Below are 16,908 nucleotides of genomic sequence, written 5' to 3' on the forward strand. Positions count from 1 at the left end.
GCGCCACGCTTTAGTCCGCCGGCTGCACGGCCAGGCGTCTGGCGTAAAAGGCCTTGGCATCCGCCGTGAAGGCGGCCCGCTGATCGGCCCGGGTGTAGAACATATGCCCGCCGCGATAAAGTTTCAGCCCGACGCGGCCGCCGGCAAGCGACGGCGGCAGGTGGTCGACCACGTAGCGGCTGACGCCGTAAGGCGTCACCAGATCGCTGTAGCCATGAGCGATCAGCAGATGGAAGGCCGTGTTGGAGGCAAGCAGCTGCCTGATGTCGTCGGTGGCGGTCGCCTGCAAGCGCGATCCGCCGCCGCGCCCGCTGCCCCATTCCCAGCGCCGGCTGATATCACTGTCGAGCAGCGAATAGGTCATCTCGGTTTTGAAGCCGAGTTCGTTGCGGGCATAGTCGGCAAAAGCGCCGCCATAGGCGCGGGTGAAGCCGTCGAGGATGGCGTCGTCGCCACGGTCGTAATCCGATTCCGGATAGGGATCGGGGGCGGCGAAGGCGGCGTCGTAGGAGCTCATCACTTCGCCGCTGCCCCCGTCGGAGTGTTTGACGAAGGAATTGCCGAGGAAGCCGCGGTTGCGCGTGACGATATCCTCAGGGATGCCTGTCAGCCCGGCGATCCTGCCATAGAAGGCGGCGGCCTCAGTGCCCGTCGGCGGGGAACCGGCAAGCGTCGTCAGATAATCGCCGAGCGCGAAGGCCTCGGCCTCGCGCTGCTTCTCTTCGTTAAAGGCGTTGCGCCGGTCGAGTTCGGCCGCCGCCAGTGACGGCAGCTCAAGCGCTGCGCCGAGCGCAAACTGATCGGCATTGAACATCAGCTGGCCCTCGAGCAAGGGCGAAAGCATCACCGCGCCGGCGACGACGATGCCCTGGCTTTCCCGCAGCGCCGAGGCGACCTTGGCGGCGCGGAAGCCGCCGTAACTTTCGCCGAGAAGATATTTCGGCGCGTTGGAACGGTTGTTGTGAGCGACATAGAGCGCGATCGCCTTGGCGATGCTCTCAGCGTCTGCGTTGACGTTGTAATAGTTGGAGGCGTCGTCGGCCTTCACCGTCCGGCTCCAGCCGGTGCCGATCGGATCGATCAGCACGAGATCGGTGAAATCGAGCCAGCTTTGCGGGTTGTCGACGAGCTGCGCATGGGCGCCGTCGCGCGCCTGGGGCCCGAAATCCAGCACCTTGGGCCCGACCAGCCCCAGATGCAGGAAGGCGGAAGCCGCACCCGGCCCGCCGTTGAAGGCGAAGGTCAGCGGCCGGTCCGGCCCGCCGCCTTTCGCGACATAGGCGGTGTAGAAGATCGCGCCGGTCGGCGCGCCGTCCTGGCCGAAGAGATCCAGCGTGCCGGCGGTTGCGGTATAGGCAATCTTCCGGCCGCCGATCGTCAGTTCGTGTTCGGTGACGGAATCGGCCGGCAGCAGCTTCAGCACGCCGTCGCGCGCACTGCGCTCGACTTTCTCTCCGGATTGACTGCTTTCCTGAGCCGGGGAAAGGGCAGGGGCCAGCGACACCGCCAGAGCGGCAAACAGAAACAGGGGTCGTAAACGCAAGATGTCTCCTCCGGCGGTGCGGACTGCAGCTAAAGCATGTCGCGCAAAAGTGGCAGCGGTTTTCCCAGGCAAAGCGCGAAGCGCTTTTGCCCCAACGACATGCGTAAGAACAAAGAGCTTTAGAGATAGCGTAACATCCGCGGCCGGCGACCGGCATCAAGAGATGGTGATGGGCCGGTGAGGGATCAGCTCACCTTTTCCACGGCATGGACATTGATCTCGACCGACCGGCCGGCTTTCCAGCCATTGATCGCCGCACCGAGCCCAAGCGCGACAAAGAGGGCGGCGCACCAGGAAAAGCTGCCGGTCCAGCTGCGGATAAGGCCGACGATGAGCGGGCCGATGGCTGCAAGCAGGTAACCGACGCATTGCGCCATGCCGGACAGATGGGCGGCGACATCGGGATCGCGCGAGCGCAGCACGATCGTCGTCATCGCCGCCGCGATCAGCCCACCCTGGCCGATGCCTTGCAGCAAGGCCCACAGCCAGACCGTCGACAGCGGCGCAAACAGCAGGCCGAGCAGGGCGATAACGGCAACGCCGCAAAGACTGGCATTGATCAGCCGCTGGTCTTTCCCACGCACGGCGACATGCGGCACGATCAGGCAGGATGCCGCCTGCACCATCACCGACAGCGAAACGATCGCGCCGGCGGTGACGCCGTCGAGGCCGCGTTCGCGCAGGATCGGCACCAGCCAGCCGAAGACGCAATAGGCAAGCGCCGATTGTAGCCCCATGAACAGCGTCACCTGCCAGGCCAGCCGGTCCCGCCACAGGCCTTGGACATGAAATCCGTTTCGCCTGGCGTGGCCGCCGCTGCGCAGAACCTGCGGCAGCCAGAGCAGGGCCACGACGAGCGCCGGCAATGCCCAGGCGGCGAGGGCGCCGTCGAGAGAGCCGCCGAGCGCGTGTTCGATCGGCAGCGTCAGCCCGGCCGCACTGGCCGCACCGGCGCAGAGCGCCATGGTGTAGAAGCCGGTCATCAGCGCGGCGCGCCCGGCGAAATCCCGTTTCACCAGCCCCGGCAGCAGCACGTTGCCGATGGCGATACAGGCGCCTGCGAGCGCGGTGCCGATGAAGAGCAGCGGCACCGAGGAAAGCCCGCGCAACGCAGTGCCGAGCGCCAGAAGCAGGATAACGCCGAGCAGCGTGCGTTCCGTGCCGAGGCGCTGGGCAAGACGTGGCGCCAGCGGCGAAAAGGCGCCGAGGCAGACGACCGGCAGCGTCGTCAGCAGGCTGGCGCCAAGCGCGCTGAGGCCAAGTTCCGCGCGGATTTCCGGCAGCAGCGCCGAGGCGCTCGAAAAGACCGGGCGCAGGTTGAAGGCGATCAGCACCAGGCTGGCGCCGAGCAGCAAACGATCGGCGGCACCGCGCACCGGTGTTGCCTGCGGCGGCGGCAGGCTGCCGGCCTCGGCGTCCACAAGCAAATCGTCTGATGCGTCGAGTGTCGTGACGGCATCGGCGGAAGATGTGGTCATGACAGGATCATCCGCTCGAGGGCGGCAAGAACCGGCGCCATGAAGCGGCGCACCGCCGCATCCGCTTGGTCGGGATCGCCGGTTTCGATGGCGTCGACGATATCGGCATGCGCCTGCATATCCGGTTCGGGAATATCCTTGCCGAGCGTCGCGGCGATCGTGTCGGCGATCGAGGCCGAGAAGAAATCATAGATCTCGATCATCGCCCGGTTGCCGGACGCGGCGATGACCGCCTTGTGGAAGGCAAGGTCGCGTTCGATGAAGCCGGCCTGATCGCCGCCGTCGTAACTGCCGCGTTCGGCAAGCAGTCGGCGAAGCTCCGCTACCGTCTCCGGGCTCTTGCGGACCGCCGTCAGCCGGGCGGCCTCGACGTCGAGCGCCAGGCGCGCCTCGAACTGGTCGCGCAGGCTGGCGCGCCGCGCCATCGTCAGCGGCCGGCCGGCATCGCTGGTTGCGCGCACATAGGTACCCGAACCCTGCCGCGTTTCGAGATAGCCTTGGGAGACGAGAACCCGCACCGCCTCGCGCACCGTGCCGCGGCTCACCGAGAGCATGGCCGACAGCGCGGCTTCATTCGGCAATTTCTCGCCGACCGCCCAGCGTTTGCCGAGAATATCGCTGCGGATCGCCTCGACAGCGTCATCGGCGAGATTGGTCCTGCTGATTGCGCGCATCCCACTACTCATAAAGTCATCTGATGACTTTATGAGTAGTGGGATTGCGATGGTTCGTCAATGCTGATGAAATCACGGCAATAAAAAAGGGCCGCCTCGGCGACCCTTTCCATGAGTTTGGCCTCAAACTGGCCTGGACTGTCTATGCAGCCCCAGGAAGGCGGGGATTACAGCGAGGGCTGCCTCGCTTTCATCATCTCTCCCATGCCCGTTACGAGGTCCGAAATCTCATTAGACATTGGATCACCTTCCTTTCGTTCTGTTGCTGATAGCTCGAAGGTAGGCCGATTCTTCGCAGATGCAAGAGAGAAATGCGATCAATGCGCCGCCTTGATGAAGGTGCCGTTCTGCAGTTCGCGCATCGCCTGCATGATTTCCTCGCGCGAATTCATCACGATCGGGCCGTGCCATGCGACCGGCTCCTCGATTGGCTTGCCTGATACAAGCAGGAAACGGATGCCCTGGTCGCCCGCCTGCACCGTCACTTCGTCGCCGCTGTCGAAGACCACGAGCGTGCGGTTGCCGGACATGTCGCGAATGTTCAACTCCTCGCCGTCCACTTCCTTCTCGACGCGCACTCCGAAGGGTTTCGACGCATCGCGAAAGGTGCCGGAGCCGGCGAAGATATAGGCGAAGGCGTTGCGATAGGTGTCGACCGGCAGACGCTTCTTCTTGCCGGGCGGCACCGAGACGTCGAGATAGATCGGCTCGGCGGCAACGCCGTCGACGGGACCGGCCTTGCCCCAGAAATCGCCGCAGATCACCCGCACGGCCGTGCCGTCATCATCGACGACGACAGGGATATCGGCGGATTTGACGTCCTGATAGCGCGGTGCCGTCATCTTCAGCGAGGAGGGCAGGTTTGCCCAGAGCTGGAAGCCATGCATGCGGCCGGCGAAATCGCCCTTCGGCATTTCCTGGTGCATGATGCCGCTGCCGGCCGTCATCCACTGGATATCGCCGGCGCCGAGCAGGCCACGGTTGCCAAGGCTGTCGCCGTGTTCGACGGTGCCGGCAAGCACGTAGGTGATCGTCTCGATGCCGCGATGCGGGTGCCACGGAAAACCGCGAATATATTCCGCCGGATTGTCATTGCGGAAATCGTCCATCATCAGGAAGGGGTCGGTCATCGCCGGATCGCCGAAGCCGAAGACGCGGTGCAGCTTCACGCCCGCGCCTTCCATGGTCGGTGTGGCGGTACTTTCATGTTTGACGGGGCGGATCGACATGGCGTCCTCTTGAAGGTTCAACTTGGCGGCAACTATAGCGGCCCCGCCGCCAAGCGCGAAGCCTGCCCTGCGGACAACGCAGTGTTCACAAAAGAACACAGGCTTTCGCCGAATTTGAACATCCCGAGCGCCACGAATCCGTCACCTTGTGCTTGCAAACCGGCCGCGCGTTAAGCTGTTATTAGCCGCGCCATCAGACAATTTCAGCATGCCCGCCGATGCGGCGGCGGGTCCCGGAGCAAGAAAGCCATGTGTCGCTGGGCAGCCTATCGCGGAGACGCTCTCTATCTCGAGGAGCTGGTATCCTCGCCCGCTCATTCGCTGATCGAGCAGTCCCATTGCGCCACCCGCGCCAAGACGGCGACCAATGGCGATGGTTTCGGCATCGCCTGGTATGGCGACAGGCCGGAGCCCGGCCGCTACCGCGATATCCTGCCGGCCTGGTCGGATTGCAATCTGAAGAGCCTGGCGCGGCAGATCCGCTCGCCGCTTTTCCTCGCCCATGTCCGCGCCGCCACCGGCGGCGGCACGCGCCGCGACAATTGCCACCCCTTCACCCATGACACCTGGTCCTTCATGCACAACGGCCAGATCTCCGGCTTCGAGCGTCTGCGCCGGCCGATGGAGGCGATGCTCGACGACGAATTGTTCAACGCCCGCGGCGGCACGACCGATTCCGAGCTGATGTTTCTGCTGGCGCTGCAATTCGGCCTGCGCGAGGCACCGATCGCCGCAATGGCCGACATGGTCGGTTTCGTCGAGGATCTGGCCGAAAGTCTCCTCGGCTCGATCCTGCTGCGCTTTACCGCCGCCTTCTCCGACGGCAAGACGCTCTATGCGATCCGCTATGCCACCGATCGCAAGGCGCCGACGCTCTATGCCTCGCCTGCCAGCGCCGGCTATTGCCTGGTCTCCGAGCCGTTGAATGACGATGTCGACGCCTGGGCCGAAATTCCCGATGGCAGCGCCGTCACCGTCGGCGAAAACGGTATCGACGTCGCAGACTTCCGGCCGGGAAAGAGAAGTGCCGCCCGGCCGCAGCGCGTGGCTATCCCTGCCTGAAGCGCTTTAGCTGAACTGCGCGGCGATCAGCGCCGCCAGCCTTTCGGCAACCTCTTCCTTCGCCAGGTCGGGCCATTGCTCGACGCCATCGCGGCGGATGAGTTTGACGCTGTTGCGGCTGCCGCCCATGATGCCGGTGGCCGGCGAAACGTCATTGGCGACGATCATGTCGGCGCCCTTGCGCTCGAGTTTCACCCGCGCATTGCTTTCCACGTCCTGCGTTTCGGCGGCAAAGCCGATCACCAGTTTCGGCCGCATCGTATGATGGCCGACGGTTTTGAGGATGTCGGGGTTTTCGGTCAGCGCCAGCGTCGGAATGGATTCGCCCGGATGTTTCTTCAGCTTCTGGTCGGCGGCCGAGGCGACACGCCAGTCCGCCACCGCTGCCACCATCACCGCGATGTCGGCCGGCAGCGCCGAAAGCACGGCGTCGCGCATTTCCTCCGCCCGCTCGACATGCACGGTGCTGACGCCGACGGGGTCGGCGATCGTCACCGGCCCCGAGACCAGCGTCACCTCGGCTCCAAGTTTGGCAAGGGCGGCGGCGATCGCATGGCCCTGCCGGCCGGAAGAGCGGTTGGCGATGTAGCGCACCGGGTCGATCGGCTCGTGTGTCGGTCCTGAGGTGACGATCGCCTTGCGCCCTTTCAGCGGCTTTTCTCCGTCGTCGAGCATGGTTTCGGCCGCCGCCACGATCTCCAGCGGTTCCGCCATCCGGCCGAGCCCGGCTTCCCGGCTCTCCGCCATCTCGCCGGCCATCGGCCCGACGAAGCGGATGCCGTCTGCCCGGAGCAGCGCCGCATTGCGCCGCGTCGCCGGATGCGCCCACATTCTGGGGTTCATCGCCGGTGCCGCCAGCACCGGCCTCTCGGTCGCCAGCAGCACGGTCGAGGCGAGATCGTCGGCAAGCCCGTTCGCCATCTTCGCCATCAGGTCGGCGGTGGCAGGGGCGATGAGCACGAGATCGCAGTCGCGCGCCAGCCTTATATGGCCGACATCCTGTTCGTCTTCACGCGAAAACAGATCGAGGAAGACGTGGTCCGCCGCCAGTGCGCCGACGGCAAGCGGCGTGACGAATTCCTGCGCCCCCTTGGTCATGATCGGGCGCACGCCGGCACCGCGCTCGCGCAGCCGACGGATCAGATCCAGGCTCTTATAGGCGGCGATGCCGCCGGAGATGATGAGGAGGATGCGTTTTCCGCTGAGAGCCATGGCTTTCTTCCCGTCGCCTTATTGACCGGCCCCGACCCTAAGCCTTTGGCGCAAAACATGCAATCGCGCGGGCGGGCTGGAGAGGGATCTCCAACCCGCCTGCCAATAATCGCGCCGCGCCGTCTCAACTGCGGGTGATCGAAATGCCGCCGTCAACCAACGACGCCGTGCCGGTGACGAAGCTCGCATCGTCGGAGGCGAGGTAGAGAACCGAGCGGGCGAGTTCGTCCGGTGTCGCGACACGCTTCAGCGCATGCATATTGGTGACGGCAGCCTGCTTGCCGGCCGTATCGTTCATGTCCCGGTACATGTCGGTATCGACCGCACCCGGCAAGACGGCATTGACGCGCACGCCCTGCGGTCCGAATTCGGCCGCGAGCGCCTGCGTCAGCCCGATCAGCCCGGATTTGCTGGCGGCATAAGCGGCGACGCCGGGAAAGGCGAAGCTGTAGCCGACGAAGGTCGAGGTGAAGATCACCGAGCCGCCGCCATTTTCCGTCATGGCGCCGATCTGATGTTTGGCGGCGAGGAAGGAGGCTGTCAGATTGACGGCCAGCGCCTCGCTGAAGCCTGCTTCCGAGACACCGGTGCTCGGGCCAGCCTCGCCGATGATGCCGGCATTGTTGAAGGCGATGTCGAGCTTGCCGTAATGGGTCACGGCGGCCGCGACCAGCGCCTTGTGATAGTCTTCCGACCGGACGTCGCCGGCGATGGCGACGGCGTCGCCGCCCTCTGCCTTGATCTCCGCGACGAGACTGTCGAGTTCGGCCTGACGTCGGGCGCCGACGACGACCTTGGCGCCTTCGGCGGCAAAGAGCTTTGCCGTGACGCGGCCGATGCCGGAGCTTGCGCCGGTGATGATCGCGACCTTGTTGTTCAAACGGTTCATGGTCCATCTCCTGTGTTGGAAGCGAGACGGCCCGTGCCGTCTCCTGCGTTGAGTGGAAGATGGCATTTTCTTTTCGTTCGGATTAGTCTCCATATTGGGGAATTTGAATTCGGAAAGACCGAACGATGATCAGGATCGAAGGTATTGCGGCTTTTGTCGCCGTCGTCGAGGCAGGCTCGGTCAGCGAGGCGGCCCGGCGCCTCAGGCTCTCCAAATCCGTCGTCAGCGAAAGGCTGGCCGAGCTGGAGAAATCGCTGGGCGGCACGCTGCTGCACCGAACGACGCGCAAGCTGGCCTTGACCGAGGATGGTGCGGTCTTCCTGCAGCGCGCCGGGCGTATCGTGCGTGAGATCGAGGAGGCCGCCGCCGATATGGCCGAGCGGCGCGGCACGCTGTCGGGGCCGATCCGGATCGCCGCCCCGGTCACTTTCGGCCGCATGCATCTCGGCCCGGCGCTTTATCCCTTCCTTGCCGACCATCCCGATATCGAACTGACGCTCGATATCGACGACCGGCGTGTCGATGCCGCCTCGGACGGCTACGACGCCATCATCCGCAACGGCCCGATCGCCGATAGCCGGCTGGTCGCCTGGAAGCTAGCGCCCAGCCGTCGCCTGCTCTGCGCGTCGCCGGATTATCTCGTCCGCCAGGGAATGCCGAGCTCGCTCGCCGACCTGAACAATCATCGCGGCATCTTCTACACCAATCGCGGCGTCGCCGACTGGCGCTTCCAGACGCCGGAGGGTGCGGTCGTCGTCCGCGCGAAACTGGCGCTCGGCATCAACAATGGCGACATGCTGCGCGACGCCGCGATTGCCGGTCTCGGCATCGCGCTGCTGCCCGCCTTTATCGCCGGCCCGGCCATCCGCGAAGGCAGGCTTGCCGAAATCGATATCGGCCACAGGCCGGAGGCCGAATTCATCTACATGGCTCATCCCGAGGGCCGCAATCCCTCGGCCAAGCTGCGCGCCATCGCCGATCATCTGAAGAAGAGTTTTGGCGATCCGCCCTATTGGGATATTGCGGATAGAGCATGATGCCGAAAAGTGTGAGCGGATTTCGGGCGACATCATGCTCTAACTCTTTAATGTAGAACAGGATTCAGATTTTAGGCCAACCGGCCTAAAATCATCCTGTTCTAACCCATGAACTCGAAGGTTCGTCAGGATGAAGATATGCCGCCGTCAGTGCATGGCGTGAAGACTACGATCGCAGGAGAAAAGCACTATCTGACACGCGGCACCGGCGCCTATCGCCGCGCCAGCCTGGCGCTTTTCCTTTCCGGCTTTTCCACCTTCTCGCTGCTTTATTGCGTGCAGCCGCTGTTGCCGATCTTCTCGCAGGAATTTGCCGTCAGCCCGGCCGAAAGCTCGCTGTCCCTTTCACTTTCCACCGGCTTCCTGGCGGTCGCCATCGTCTGTGCCGCCGCCGTCTCGGAAGGGCTTGGCCGCCGCAGCCTGATGGCGCTGTCGCTGGTCGGCGCCGGCTTGCTGACGGTGGCCACCGCCTTTGCGCCGAACTGGCATCTGCTGCTGGTGATCCGCGCCCTGCAGGGCCTCGTTCTCGGCGGCGTGCCTGCCGTCGCCATGGCCTATCTCGCCGAGGAAATCGATCCGCGCGGCCTCGGCGCCACCATGGGCCTTTATGTCGGCGGCACGGCCTTCGGCGGCATGTCCGGCCGCGTCCTCACCGGCATCTTCGCCGAATATCTCGGCTGGCGGCCGGCGCTTTTCCTCATCGGCGCCATCGGCCTTGCCGCCGCGATCGGCTTCATCGCCCTGCTGCCGCCGTCGAAGAATTTCGTCCGCCGGCCGGGCTTCGATCCGCGCTTTCACGCGAAAGCCTGGCTCGGCCATCTCAAAAATCCGGCGCTGCCCTTCGTCTTCGCCATCGCCTTCCTGGCGATGGGCTCCTTCGTGACCATCTATAATTATGCCGGTTTCCGTCTCGTGGCGCCGCCCTATGGCCTCAATCAGACCGAACTCGGCCTGATCTTCACCGTCTATCTCTTCGGCATCGGCGCCTCCTCGATCGGCGGCCTGATCGGAGACCGGATCGGGCATTTTCGCGTGCTGCTCTTCGGTCTGGCGCTGACGGCCGCCGGCAGCGCGCTGACGCTTTTCGCACCGCTGCCATCCATCATTCTCGGCATCGTCGTGCTGACGACCGGCTTTTTCATGAGCCATTCCATCGCCAGCGGCCTCGTCGGCAAGCTTGCGCATGGCACCAAGGGCCACGCCTCGTCGCTCTATATGCTCGCCTATTACGTCGGTTCCAGCCTCATGGGCTCGGCCGGCGGCTGGTTCTTTGCTGTGGAAGGCTGGGCCGCCGTCGTCCTCTTCACGCTTGCCATGCTGGCGCTCGCCTTTATCTCCGCCTGCGTCGCCCAGCACTTTGCCCAGGGCTTTGCCCAGGACTTTACAAGGAGAAAAGCATGATCCGCATAGACCGTCTCGATCATCTTGTGCTGACCGTCGCCGATATCGCAGCCACCTGCGACTTCTATTCCCGCATTCTCGGCATGTCGGTCGAAACCTTTGCGGAAGGCCGAAAGGCGCTGAAATTCGGCAGACAGAAGATCAATCTGCATCAGGCCGGCCACGAATTTGAACCCAAGGCAAGACATGCCACCCCCGGCTCCGGCGACCTCTGCTTCATCGCCGAGACGCCGCTTGCCGATGTCATCGCCCATCTGCAGGCGTCGGCCATTGTGATCGAAGAAGGCCCAGTCGAACGCACCGGTGCGACCGGATGCCTGCGCTCGGTCTATTTCAGAGACCCTGACGGCAATCTCATCGAAGTTTCGAATCCGATCGATTGACGCTCGATATCTGGCCGATACCTGCCCCCGACTCAATCCAGCCTGATATAGGGCACATCCTTCTTCGCCACCTCATCAAGCGCCTCCTCATAACCGGCATCGGCATACCGCATGACGCCGAGGGAGGTGTCGTTGGTCAGCGCGTGGTCCAGCCGCTCATCGGCGGCATCGCTGCCGTCGGCGACGACGGTGACGCCGCAGCTTGTCATGTAGCCGGCATAGCCGCCGCCGCCGGAATGGACGACGACGAGATCGGCCATCGACGAGCAGAGCATCATTGCATCGATCAGCGGCCAGTCGGCGATCGCATCCGAGCCGTCCTTCATCCGCTCGGTCATGATATTCGGATGCGCCATGGCGCCGGCATCGAGATGGTCGCGGGAAAAGGCGATGGGGCCTTTGAGCTCGCCGCCTGCGACCAGCGCGTTGACGCGCCGCGCCAGCATCGTGCGTTCGCCGTGGCCGAGCCAGGCGATGCGGGCCGGCAGCCCCTCGAAGGGAACATGCTGGCGCGCCAGCCGGATCCAGTTGGTGATGATCTTGTTGTCGGGGAAGAGTTCGAGCAGCAGGTCGTCGATGCGGGCGATATCGCTCTCCTCGCCTGAGAGCGCCATCCAGCGGAACGGGCCGATCGCCCGGGCAAACAGCGGCCTCAGATAGGCTTCGGTGAAGATCGGAATGTCGAAGGCATTGGTGACGCCACCCTCTTTCGCCTGGGTGCGGATGAGGTTGCCATTGTCGAAGACTTCCGCGCCGCGCTTCTGGAATTCCAGCATCGCCGTCACATGCTCGACGATCGAGGCGCGGCTTGCCGCCATCAACTGCCCCTGGCCATCGTCGCGCAATCCTCTCACCTGATCGAGGCTCATGCCCTTCGGCACGTAGCCGTAGACGAGGTCGTGCGCCGAGGTCTGGTCGGTGACGATGTCGGGCACGATGCCGCGCCGGGCAATTTCGGGATAGACCTCGGCCGCATTGCCGACCAGCCCGACCGACAGCGCCCGCTTCTCCTTGACCGCCGCATCGATCATCTGAAGGGCGGTATCGAGATCGGGCGCGATTTCCTGGAGATAACCGATCTGCTGGCGCTTGCGGGCCCGTTCCGGGTCGATATCTACACAGAGGATCGCCGCCCCTGCCATGCGACCGGCGAGCGGCTGCGCCCCGCCCATGCCGCCAAGCCCGGCCGTCAGCACGAAGCGGCCGGCAAGATCGCCGCCGAAGCGCCGCTCGGCAATGCGCATGAAGATCTCATAGGTCCCCTGAATGACGCCCTGGCTGCCGATATATTGCCAGGCGCCCGCCGTCAGTCCGCCCCAGCAGATCAGTCCCTTGCGCTGCAGCTCATAGAACACTTCGGCCTTCGCCCATTGCCCGACGATATTGCAGTTCGCCATGATGACGAGCGGCGCCTTGGCGTGCGTTCGTACCAGCCCGATCGGCTTGCCCGACTGGATGAGCAGCGTCTGGTCCTCCTCCATCTCGGTCAGCGCCTTGACGATGCCCTTGTGCGCCGCCCAGTTGCGCGCAGCCTTGCCGAGCGCGGCATAGACGATCAGGTTTTCGGGATCCTCGCCGACCGACAGCACATTTTCGAGCAGCCGCAGCAGCGCCTCCTGCCGCCAGCCCTTGGCACGCAAGTCCGGCCCGCCGGGAATCGGAAATTTCGGATGACGTGGATTGGCCTTCGGCATCGTGGGTTCCTCGCTTGGTTCTCAGTTTTTTTCCCTTCTCCCCGGCGGGGGTCCGAAGGACGGGTCGAGACCTGTGGCTCGACCCTGGTCGGTGGCCCCGAAGGGTCGGATGAGGGGGCCACACGGTAAAACATTCATTGCCCTTCGCTTGCGCTCAGGCACTCGCGGCTTTGCCGCTCACCCCCTCATCTGTCCTTCGGACCCCCGCTGGGGAGAAGGGGGAAAGCGCAGTCTCTACTTCCCCGGCAGCGATTCCACGTAGGCAAGTGCCGCACCGAGCAAACGCCGTCTCAGCGCATCGTCGCCGTAAACCGCAGCCGTCGCCCGCACCCAGCCTTGCATCACCCGTTCGCCGGACAGCATCTGGATCACGCCCGGCATCGCCAGCGCCCAGCCGTCATTGCCTCGGCCGAGACGGACCAGCATGCCGTCGTGGCGCGCGCCGCAGAGAAGATTGCCGTTCAGCATGAAGGCGGAGCCGCCGAACATCGATTTTTCGGCAAGGCCCGGTCGATCGCCGAGTTCCTCGCGCAACAGCTCTTCAAGGCCGGGATCGCGCGTCATGGTTCAGGCCTTCGTTTCCAAAGCGTAGCGGGCGATCTCTATCCCCATCGCCTTTTCGACGACGGGATAGACGGTGGGATCGAGCACGCTTGCCGACAGCGGAATGATATCCTTCGGCACATGCAGGATGAACACATGCATGCCCTCCTGCAATTGGCCGACGCTGAGCGGCTCGCCCTCCGGCGACAGCGTGGTGATCACCGCGGGGAAGGTCGCAAGCCGGGCGCCATTCGCATCGTCGACCGCCATATATTCGTTCATCACATGCAGCGCCACCGATTTTGCGCCCGTGCCGACGGTGACCGTGCCGATGTCGAAGGCTTCCTTGGTGTAGACGACGTCCTTTCGAGAGATGACGCCCTCGGCGAGGATATGCCCGCCCGTCGTCTTGCAGATCGCATCGATAACATTAGATCCGCCGCGCTTTTCCGCCGCGATGATCGCTTCTCCGAGCACAAGCGCCATCGAGATGCCGCCGAGTGCGGCATGGCTACGGACATAGGAAGCGCGCAGCGGGTTGCGGCAGCTGGCGATAAAACCACCGGATTGATCGGCGGCCGCGCGCAGCACTGGCGAGATCTTCGCCGTCGCCCCCTTTACCACCAGCTCGATATACCGGTTCTCGGCCCGATTGCCGCCGACGGCAGTCTGGATCATCGGCTCGGGTGAACCGGCCATACCGATCGAGCCCATGTCGCCGGTGGGATGGGCGCGGATATCGCCGACCGCGTCGACCACCTTGGTGCCGAGGATCGCCGAAGGCAGCCAGCCGTTCAGCGTCGAGGATTTGCCGTTCTGGCCGATGATCAGCCCGGAAAGCTTTTCACCCAACGCCTCCTGCAGCAATTGCACGGCTTTGACATAATCGATGCCCTGCATTTCCCAGGGCGTGGTGGAGGCCGGCGCGCCGATCGCCGCCGCCGTGGCGATCCAGGCGTCATCCTGCAACTCGTCGATCGACACCAGCTCCGGCTTGCCGATAGTGACGGCGGCAAACCCAAGCATTCGCCCATGATCGGCCCAGCCGCCGCCGCCGGCGGCATAGACGGAGCCGCCCTTGACGGCTGCTTCCACGTCCTTCTCAACCAGTATGCGTCCCATCCGGTTTCTCCTGGTTCAAATCTCTGTCCATTTCGTGCACCGCCTCGAACAGCACGGCGGCGCCGAGCGCGATATCGTCATTGTCGGCCCATTCGTCGGGGCAATGGCTGCGGCCTTCCCGGCAAGGCACGAAGATCATCGCCGCCGGCGCCACCTTGGCGACCCAGGCGGTATCGTGCCCCGCGCCCGACGCCATGCGCCGGTGTTTGGCGCCGACACTGATGCAGGCGGCCTCCAGCGTCGACAGCAGCCCGGCATCGCCCGGCGTCGGCAGATTGTCGGACACCCGGCTCGGCGGCTTGATCGTCACGCCATAGGCGTCGGCGAGCTTTTCGACATGGCCATCGAGCCAGCGGCAGAAAGCTTCCATATCGGCGCGGATTTCGGCGCGGCCGTCGATCAGCAGCACCACTTTCGACGGTACGACATTGGCGGCATTCGGCTCGATCCTGAGTTCACCGACCGTCGCGGCGAAGTGGCCCGGCATCTTGGCAAGCTCGGCGGCGGCGTTGCGGATGTCGAGCACCAGCTGGGCGGCCGCCACCAGCGCATCCGCCCGCCGATCCATCGGCGTCGTGCCGGCATGGTCGGCCCGCCCCTCGACGGCAATTTCGATGCGGGTGATGCCGGAGATCGCGGTGACGATGCCGATGTCCTCCCGTTCGGCTTCGAGCACCGGTCCTTGCTCGATATGGAGCTCGAGGAAGCCTGCCAGATCGGGCCGCTTCTGCTGCGCCAGCACGCCTGGCGTGCCACCCAGCTCGGCGATGGCTTCGGCCAGGTCGCGCCCGTCGCTGACACGCGAAAGCCAGGCCTCCGGCAATTGCCCGGTCATCCCCCGGCTGCCGATGCAGGAGACGCCGAAGATGCTCACCTCCTCGGCAAGGAAGTCGACGATCTCGAGATCGTGGTCGAGTTCGATCGCCCGGTCGCTGAGCGCGCGCGCCACCTCAAGCGCTGAAATTACCCCGGCAATGCCGTCGAAGCGGCCGCCATCCGGCACCGTGTCGGAATGCGAACCGAGCATGATCGTGCCGAGCCAGGGTTTGCGGCCCGTGCGCCGGCCGATCAGATTGCCGGCGGCATCGATCCTCGTTTCCAGCCCCGCCGCCTTCATCCGCGCTTCGATATAGGCCCGGCCTTCGAGAAAGAGCGGCGTGAAAGCCCGCCGCGTCCAGGGATGGCCGGGCTCGGTAATTGCGGCGAGCGCCTCGATATCTGCGGCGATCCGGCCGGCATCGACGGGCAGATTGCGGCTCATGCAGGCGCTCCCGCAACAACCTGGCGCGGCAGCGGCCGGACGAACCGCCCGGTGCCGGGTTCGGCCAGCACCTTGCCGCCTTCGGCGATCTTCTCGCCTCTGAGATAGGTGGCCGCAACGCTCCACGGCAGGCGAGTGCCGTTATAGGGGCTCCAGCCGACGACGTTGTTGCCGCTGGCAGACGCGTCATAGACGCTGTCCCGCGGTTCCAGCACGATGATATCGGCATCCTTGCCAGGGGTCAGCGCCCCCTTGATATGGTCGAGCCGGAAATGCCTGGCCGGATTTTCCGCCATCAGCTTCGCCGCCCATGTCAGCGGAATGCCGCGTTCGCTGGCGCCTTTGACGAAAAGCGGCACCATCACCTCCAGGCCCGGAACGCCGGAGGCGTTGGCGAGCATATCGGGATTGGTCTTGCGGTTCTCCGACCAGCTGACGTGATCGGTCGAGACCAGCCAGACATCGCCCTCGGTCACCTTCCGCCAGAGCTTCTCCACCTCGGCGCGCGGCCGCAGCGGCGGATTGATCTTCGCTTTGCCGCCGAGGCGTTTCACGTCGTTCTCTTCATCGAGCGTCAGATAATGGATGCAGCATTCGACGGTCGCGGCAAAACCGTCACGCCGATAGGCGCGGGCAATGTCATAGCCGCGCCCGAGCGAGCAGTGCACCACATGCGCCGGGCAGCCGGTGGCAGCTCCCGTCTCGAAGATCGTATGCATCGCCAAGAGTTCGGTAATCGGCGGCCGTGACAGGCCATGCGCCTGCCAGTCGGTGATGCCGCTCGCCTTCACCGCAGCCATATAGCTGCGCACCGCCTCGTCATCCTCATTGTGCACGCCCGCCGTCAGCCCCGTCGGCGCGATGGCGGCAAAGCAGGCGTCGAGCAGAGCCGGCGGAATGCGTGGAAAACGCTTGGGGTCGGTGCCGAAAGTCGAGAATTTGAAGGCGGCAACGCCTGCCTCGACCATCTCGCCGATCCGCGCCGGGCCTTCTTCCGGATCGACCGTGCCGTAAAGCGCGAAGTCGACACGCGCCTGCTGCCCGGCATGGTCTATCTTGCGTTTGACCGCAGCCGCCGAGCAGACGAGATCGCCCTCGTCATAGGGCATGTCGACGATCGTTGTTACGCCGCCGGCTGCCGCCGAACGCGTCGACCAGACGAAATCCTCCTGGTCCTTCTGGGAAAGCGAATGCACCTGCGCGTCGATCGCGCCGGGCAGTATCAGCGCTTTGCCGAGCAGATGCCGTTCGCGCGCCGCAGGCGGCACGCCGAGACCGACCTCGGCGATCTTGCCGTCACGGGTGGCGACATAACCCGCTTCGAGAATGCGGTCCGGCAGCACCACCGTGCCCTGCAGAACGAGATCGAAGTCCATCACG

General features: G+C 64.7%; 15 protein-coding genes. 4 read left to right on the forward strand and 11 right to left on the reverse strand.

Features of this window, described 5'->3' with window-relative positions:
* Positions 1-10: 10 nt before the first annotated feature.
* The 4 genes from BBJ66_RS01715 to BBJ66_RS01730 all read right to left on the reverse strand — a co-directional run bounded on the left by BBJ66_RS01715 (position 11) and on the right by BBJ66_RS01730 (position 4,924).
* Positions 11-1,543 (reverse strand): S10 family peptidase, encoded by a 1,533-nt coding sequence (locus tag BBJ66_RS01715; RefSeq protein ID WP_071084528.1) that lies wholly within the window; start codon positions 1,541-1,543, stop codon positions 11-13.
* Positions 1,544-1,728: 185 nt separating this feature from the next.
* Positions 1,729-3,021, reverse strand: coding sequence for a CynX/NimT family MFS transporter (locus BBJ66_RS01720; RefSeq protein ID WP_071084530.1), 1,293 nt, complete (start codon positions 3,019-3,021; stop codon positions 1,729-1,731).
* Positions 3,018-3,695: a FadR/GntR family transcriptional regulator gene (locus BBJ66_RS01725; protein WP_071084532.1), complete on the reverse strand. Its 678-nt coding sequence runs from the start codon at positions 3,693-3,695 to the stop codon at positions 3,018-3,020. The genes BBJ66_RS01720 and BBJ66_RS01725 overlap by 4 nt, the downstream gene beginning before the upstream one ends.
* A 317-nt stretch (positions 3,696-4,012) precedes the next feature.
* Entirely contained in the window at positions 4,013-4,924 is a 912-nt protein-coding gene (locus BBJ66_RS01730) for a pirin family protein (protein ID WP_071084535.1), read from the reverse strand.
* A gap of 249 nt (positions 4,925-5,173) precedes the next feature.
* Here BBJ66_RS01730 and BBJ66_RS01735 point away from each other — a divergent pair, with 249 nt between their 5' ends.
* On the forward strand, positions 5,174-5,986 hold the full coding sequence (locus BBJ66_RS01735; RefSeq protein ID WP_071084537.1) for a class II glutamine amidotransferase: 813 nt from the start codon (positions 5,174-5,176) through the stop codon (positions 5,984-5,986).
* Positions 5,987-5,992: 6 nt separating this feature from the next.
* Here the strand turns inward: BBJ66_RS01735 and coaBC are convergent, their stop codons facing one another.
* On the reverse strand, positions 5,993-7,198 hold the full coding sequence (gene coaBC, locus BBJ66_RS01740) for a bifunctional phosphopantothenoylcysteine decarboxylase/phosphopantothenate--cysteine ligase CoaBC (protein ID WP_071084539.1): 1,206 nt from the start codon (positions 7,196-7,198) through the stop codon (positions 5,993-5,995).
* Between the two features lie 124 nt (positions 7,199-7,322).
* A complete protein-coding gene (locus tag BBJ66_RS01745; protein WP_071084540.1) occupies positions 7,323-8,087 on the reverse strand; it encodes an SDR family oxidoreductase in 765 nt (254 codons plus the stop codon).
* A gap of 125 nt (positions 8,088-8,212) precedes the next feature.
* Here BBJ66_RS01745 and BBJ66_RS01750 point away from each other — a divergent pair, with 125 nt between their 5' ends.
* From BBJ66_RS01750 to BBJ66_RS01760, 3 genes are all read left to right on the forward strand, one after another.
* Positions 8,213-9,124 (forward strand): LysR family transcriptional regulator, encoded by a 912-nt coding sequence (locus BBJ66_RS01750; RefSeq protein ID WP_071084542.1) that lies wholly within the window; start codon positions 8,213-8,215, stop codon positions 9,122-9,124.
* Between the two features lie 138 nt (positions 9,125-9,262).
* The gene (locus BBJ66_RS01755) at positions 9,263-10,525 is read left to right on the forward strand and encodes an MFS transporter (RefSeq protein WP_071084549.1); all 1,263 of its coding nucleotides are present in this window, start codon (positions 9,263-9,265) and stop codon (positions 10,523-10,525) included.
* Positions 10,522-10,908: a VOC family protein gene (locus tag BBJ66_RS01760; RefSeq protein WP_049730729.1), complete on the forward strand. Its 387-nt coding sequence runs from the start codon at positions 10,522-10,524 to the stop codon at positions 10,906-10,908. The genes BBJ66_RS01755 and BBJ66_RS01760 overlap by 4 nt, the downstream gene beginning before the upstream one ends.
* Before the next feature lie 32 nt (positions 10,909-10,940).
* Here the strand turns inward: BBJ66_RS01760 and BBJ66_RS01765 are convergent, their stop codons facing one another.
* The 5 genes from BBJ66_RS01765 to BBJ66_RS01785 form a co-directional block, all read right to left on the reverse strand.
* Positions 10,941-12,602: a urocanate hydratase gene (locus BBJ66_RS01765; RefSeq protein WP_071084551.1), complete on the reverse strand. Its 1,662-nt coding sequence runs from the start codon at positions 12,600-12,602 to the stop codon at positions 10,941-10,943.
* A gap of 234 nt (positions 12,603-12,836) precedes the next feature.
* Positions 12,837-13,166 carry a TfoX/Sxy family protein gene (locus BBJ66_RS01770; protein WP_071084552.1) on the reverse strand — a complete coding sequence of 110 codons (330 nt, stop codon included), beginning with the start codon at positions 13,164-13,166 and terminating at the stop codon, positions 12,837-12,839.
* Between the two features lie 3 nt (positions 13,167-13,169).
* A complete protein-coding gene (locus tag BBJ66_RS01775; RefSeq protein ID WP_049730726.1) occupies positions 13,170-14,267 on the reverse strand; it encodes a DUF917 domain-containing protein in 1,098 nt (365 codons plus the stop codon).
* Positions 14,248-15,528, reverse strand: coding sequence for a Zn-dependent hydrolase (locus tag BBJ66_RS01780; RefSeq protein WP_071084564.1), 1,281 nt, complete (start codon positions 15,526-15,528; stop codon positions 14,248-14,250). The genes BBJ66_RS01775 and BBJ66_RS01780 overlap by 20 nt, the downstream gene beginning before the upstream one ends.
* The gene (locus tag BBJ66_RS01785) at positions 15,525-16,904 is read right to left on the reverse strand and encodes a dihydroorotase (protein ID WP_071084566.1); all 1,380 of its coding nucleotides are present in this window, start codon (positions 16,902-16,904) and stop codon (positions 15,525-15,527) included. Before BBJ66_RS01785 ends, BBJ66_RS01780 begins: the two co-directional genes overlap by 4 nt.
* Between the last annotated feature and the right edge of the window lie 4 nt (positions 16,905-16,908).

This window comes from Rhizobium sp. RSm-3 (assembly GCF_001854685.1).
Lineage (GTDB): Bacteria > Pseudomonadota > Alphaproteobacteria > Rhizobiales > Rhizobiaceae > Rhizobium > Rhizobium ecuadorense.

Bases quoted from the DNA above. Each gene is read 5' to 3' on its own strand.
- BBJ66_RS01720 (WP_071084530.1), bottom strand. From the start codon at position 3,021: ATGACCACATCTTCCGCCGATGCCGTCACGACACTCGACGCATCAGAC.
- BBJ66_RS01725 (WP_071084532.1), bottom strand. From the start codon at position 3,695: ATGCGCGCAATCAGCAGGACCAATCTCGCCGATGACGCTGTCGAGGCG.
- BBJ66_RS01730 (WP_071084535.1), bottom strand. From the start codon at position 4,924: ATGTCGATCCGCCCCGTCAAACATGAAAGTACCGCCACACCGACCATG.
- BBJ66_RS01735 (WP_071084537.1), top strand. From the start codon at position 5,174: ATGTGTCGCTGGGCAGCCTATCGCGGAGACGCTCTCTATCTCGAGGAG.
- coaBC (WP_071084539.1), bottom strand. From the start codon at position 7,198: ATGGCTCTCAGCGGAAAACGCATCCTCCTCATCATCTCCGGCGGCATC.
- BBJ66_RS01745 (WP_071084540.1), bottom strand. From the start codon at position 8,087: ATGAACCGTTTGAACAACAAGGTCGCGATCATCACCGGCGCAAGCTCC.
- BBJ66_RS01750 (WP_071084542.1), top strand. From the start codon at position 8,213: ATGATCAGGATCGAAGGTATTGCGGCTTTTGTCGCCGTCGTCGAGGCA.
- BBJ66_RS01755 (WP_071084549.1), top strand. From the start codon at position 9,263: ATGCCGCCGTCAGTGCATGGCGTGAAGACTACGATCGCAGGAGAAAAG.
- BBJ66_RS01760 (WP_049730729.1), top strand. From the start codon at position 10,522: ATGATCCGCATAGACCGTCTCGATCATCTTGTGCTGACCGTCGCCGAT.
- BBJ66_RS01765 (WP_071084551.1), bottom strand. From the start codon at position 12,602: ATGCCGAAGGCCAATCCACGTCATCCGAAATTTCCGATTCCCGGCGGG.
- BBJ66_RS01770 (WP_071084552.1), bottom strand. From the start codon at position 13,166: ATGACGCGCGATCCCGGCCTTGAAGAGCTGTTGCGCGAGGAACTCGGC.
- BBJ66_RS01775 (WP_049730726.1), bottom strand. From the start codon at position 14,267: ATGGGACGCATACTGGTTGAGAAGGACGTGGAAGCAGCCGTCAAGGGC.
- BBJ66_RS01780 (WP_071084564.1), bottom strand. From the start codon at position 15,528: ATGAGCCGCAATCTGCCCGTCGATGCCGGCCGGATCGCCGCAGATATC.
- BBJ66_RS01785 (WP_071084566.1), bottom strand. From the start codon at position 16,904: ATGGACTTCGATCTCGTTCTGCAGGGCACGGTGGTGCTGCCGGACCGC.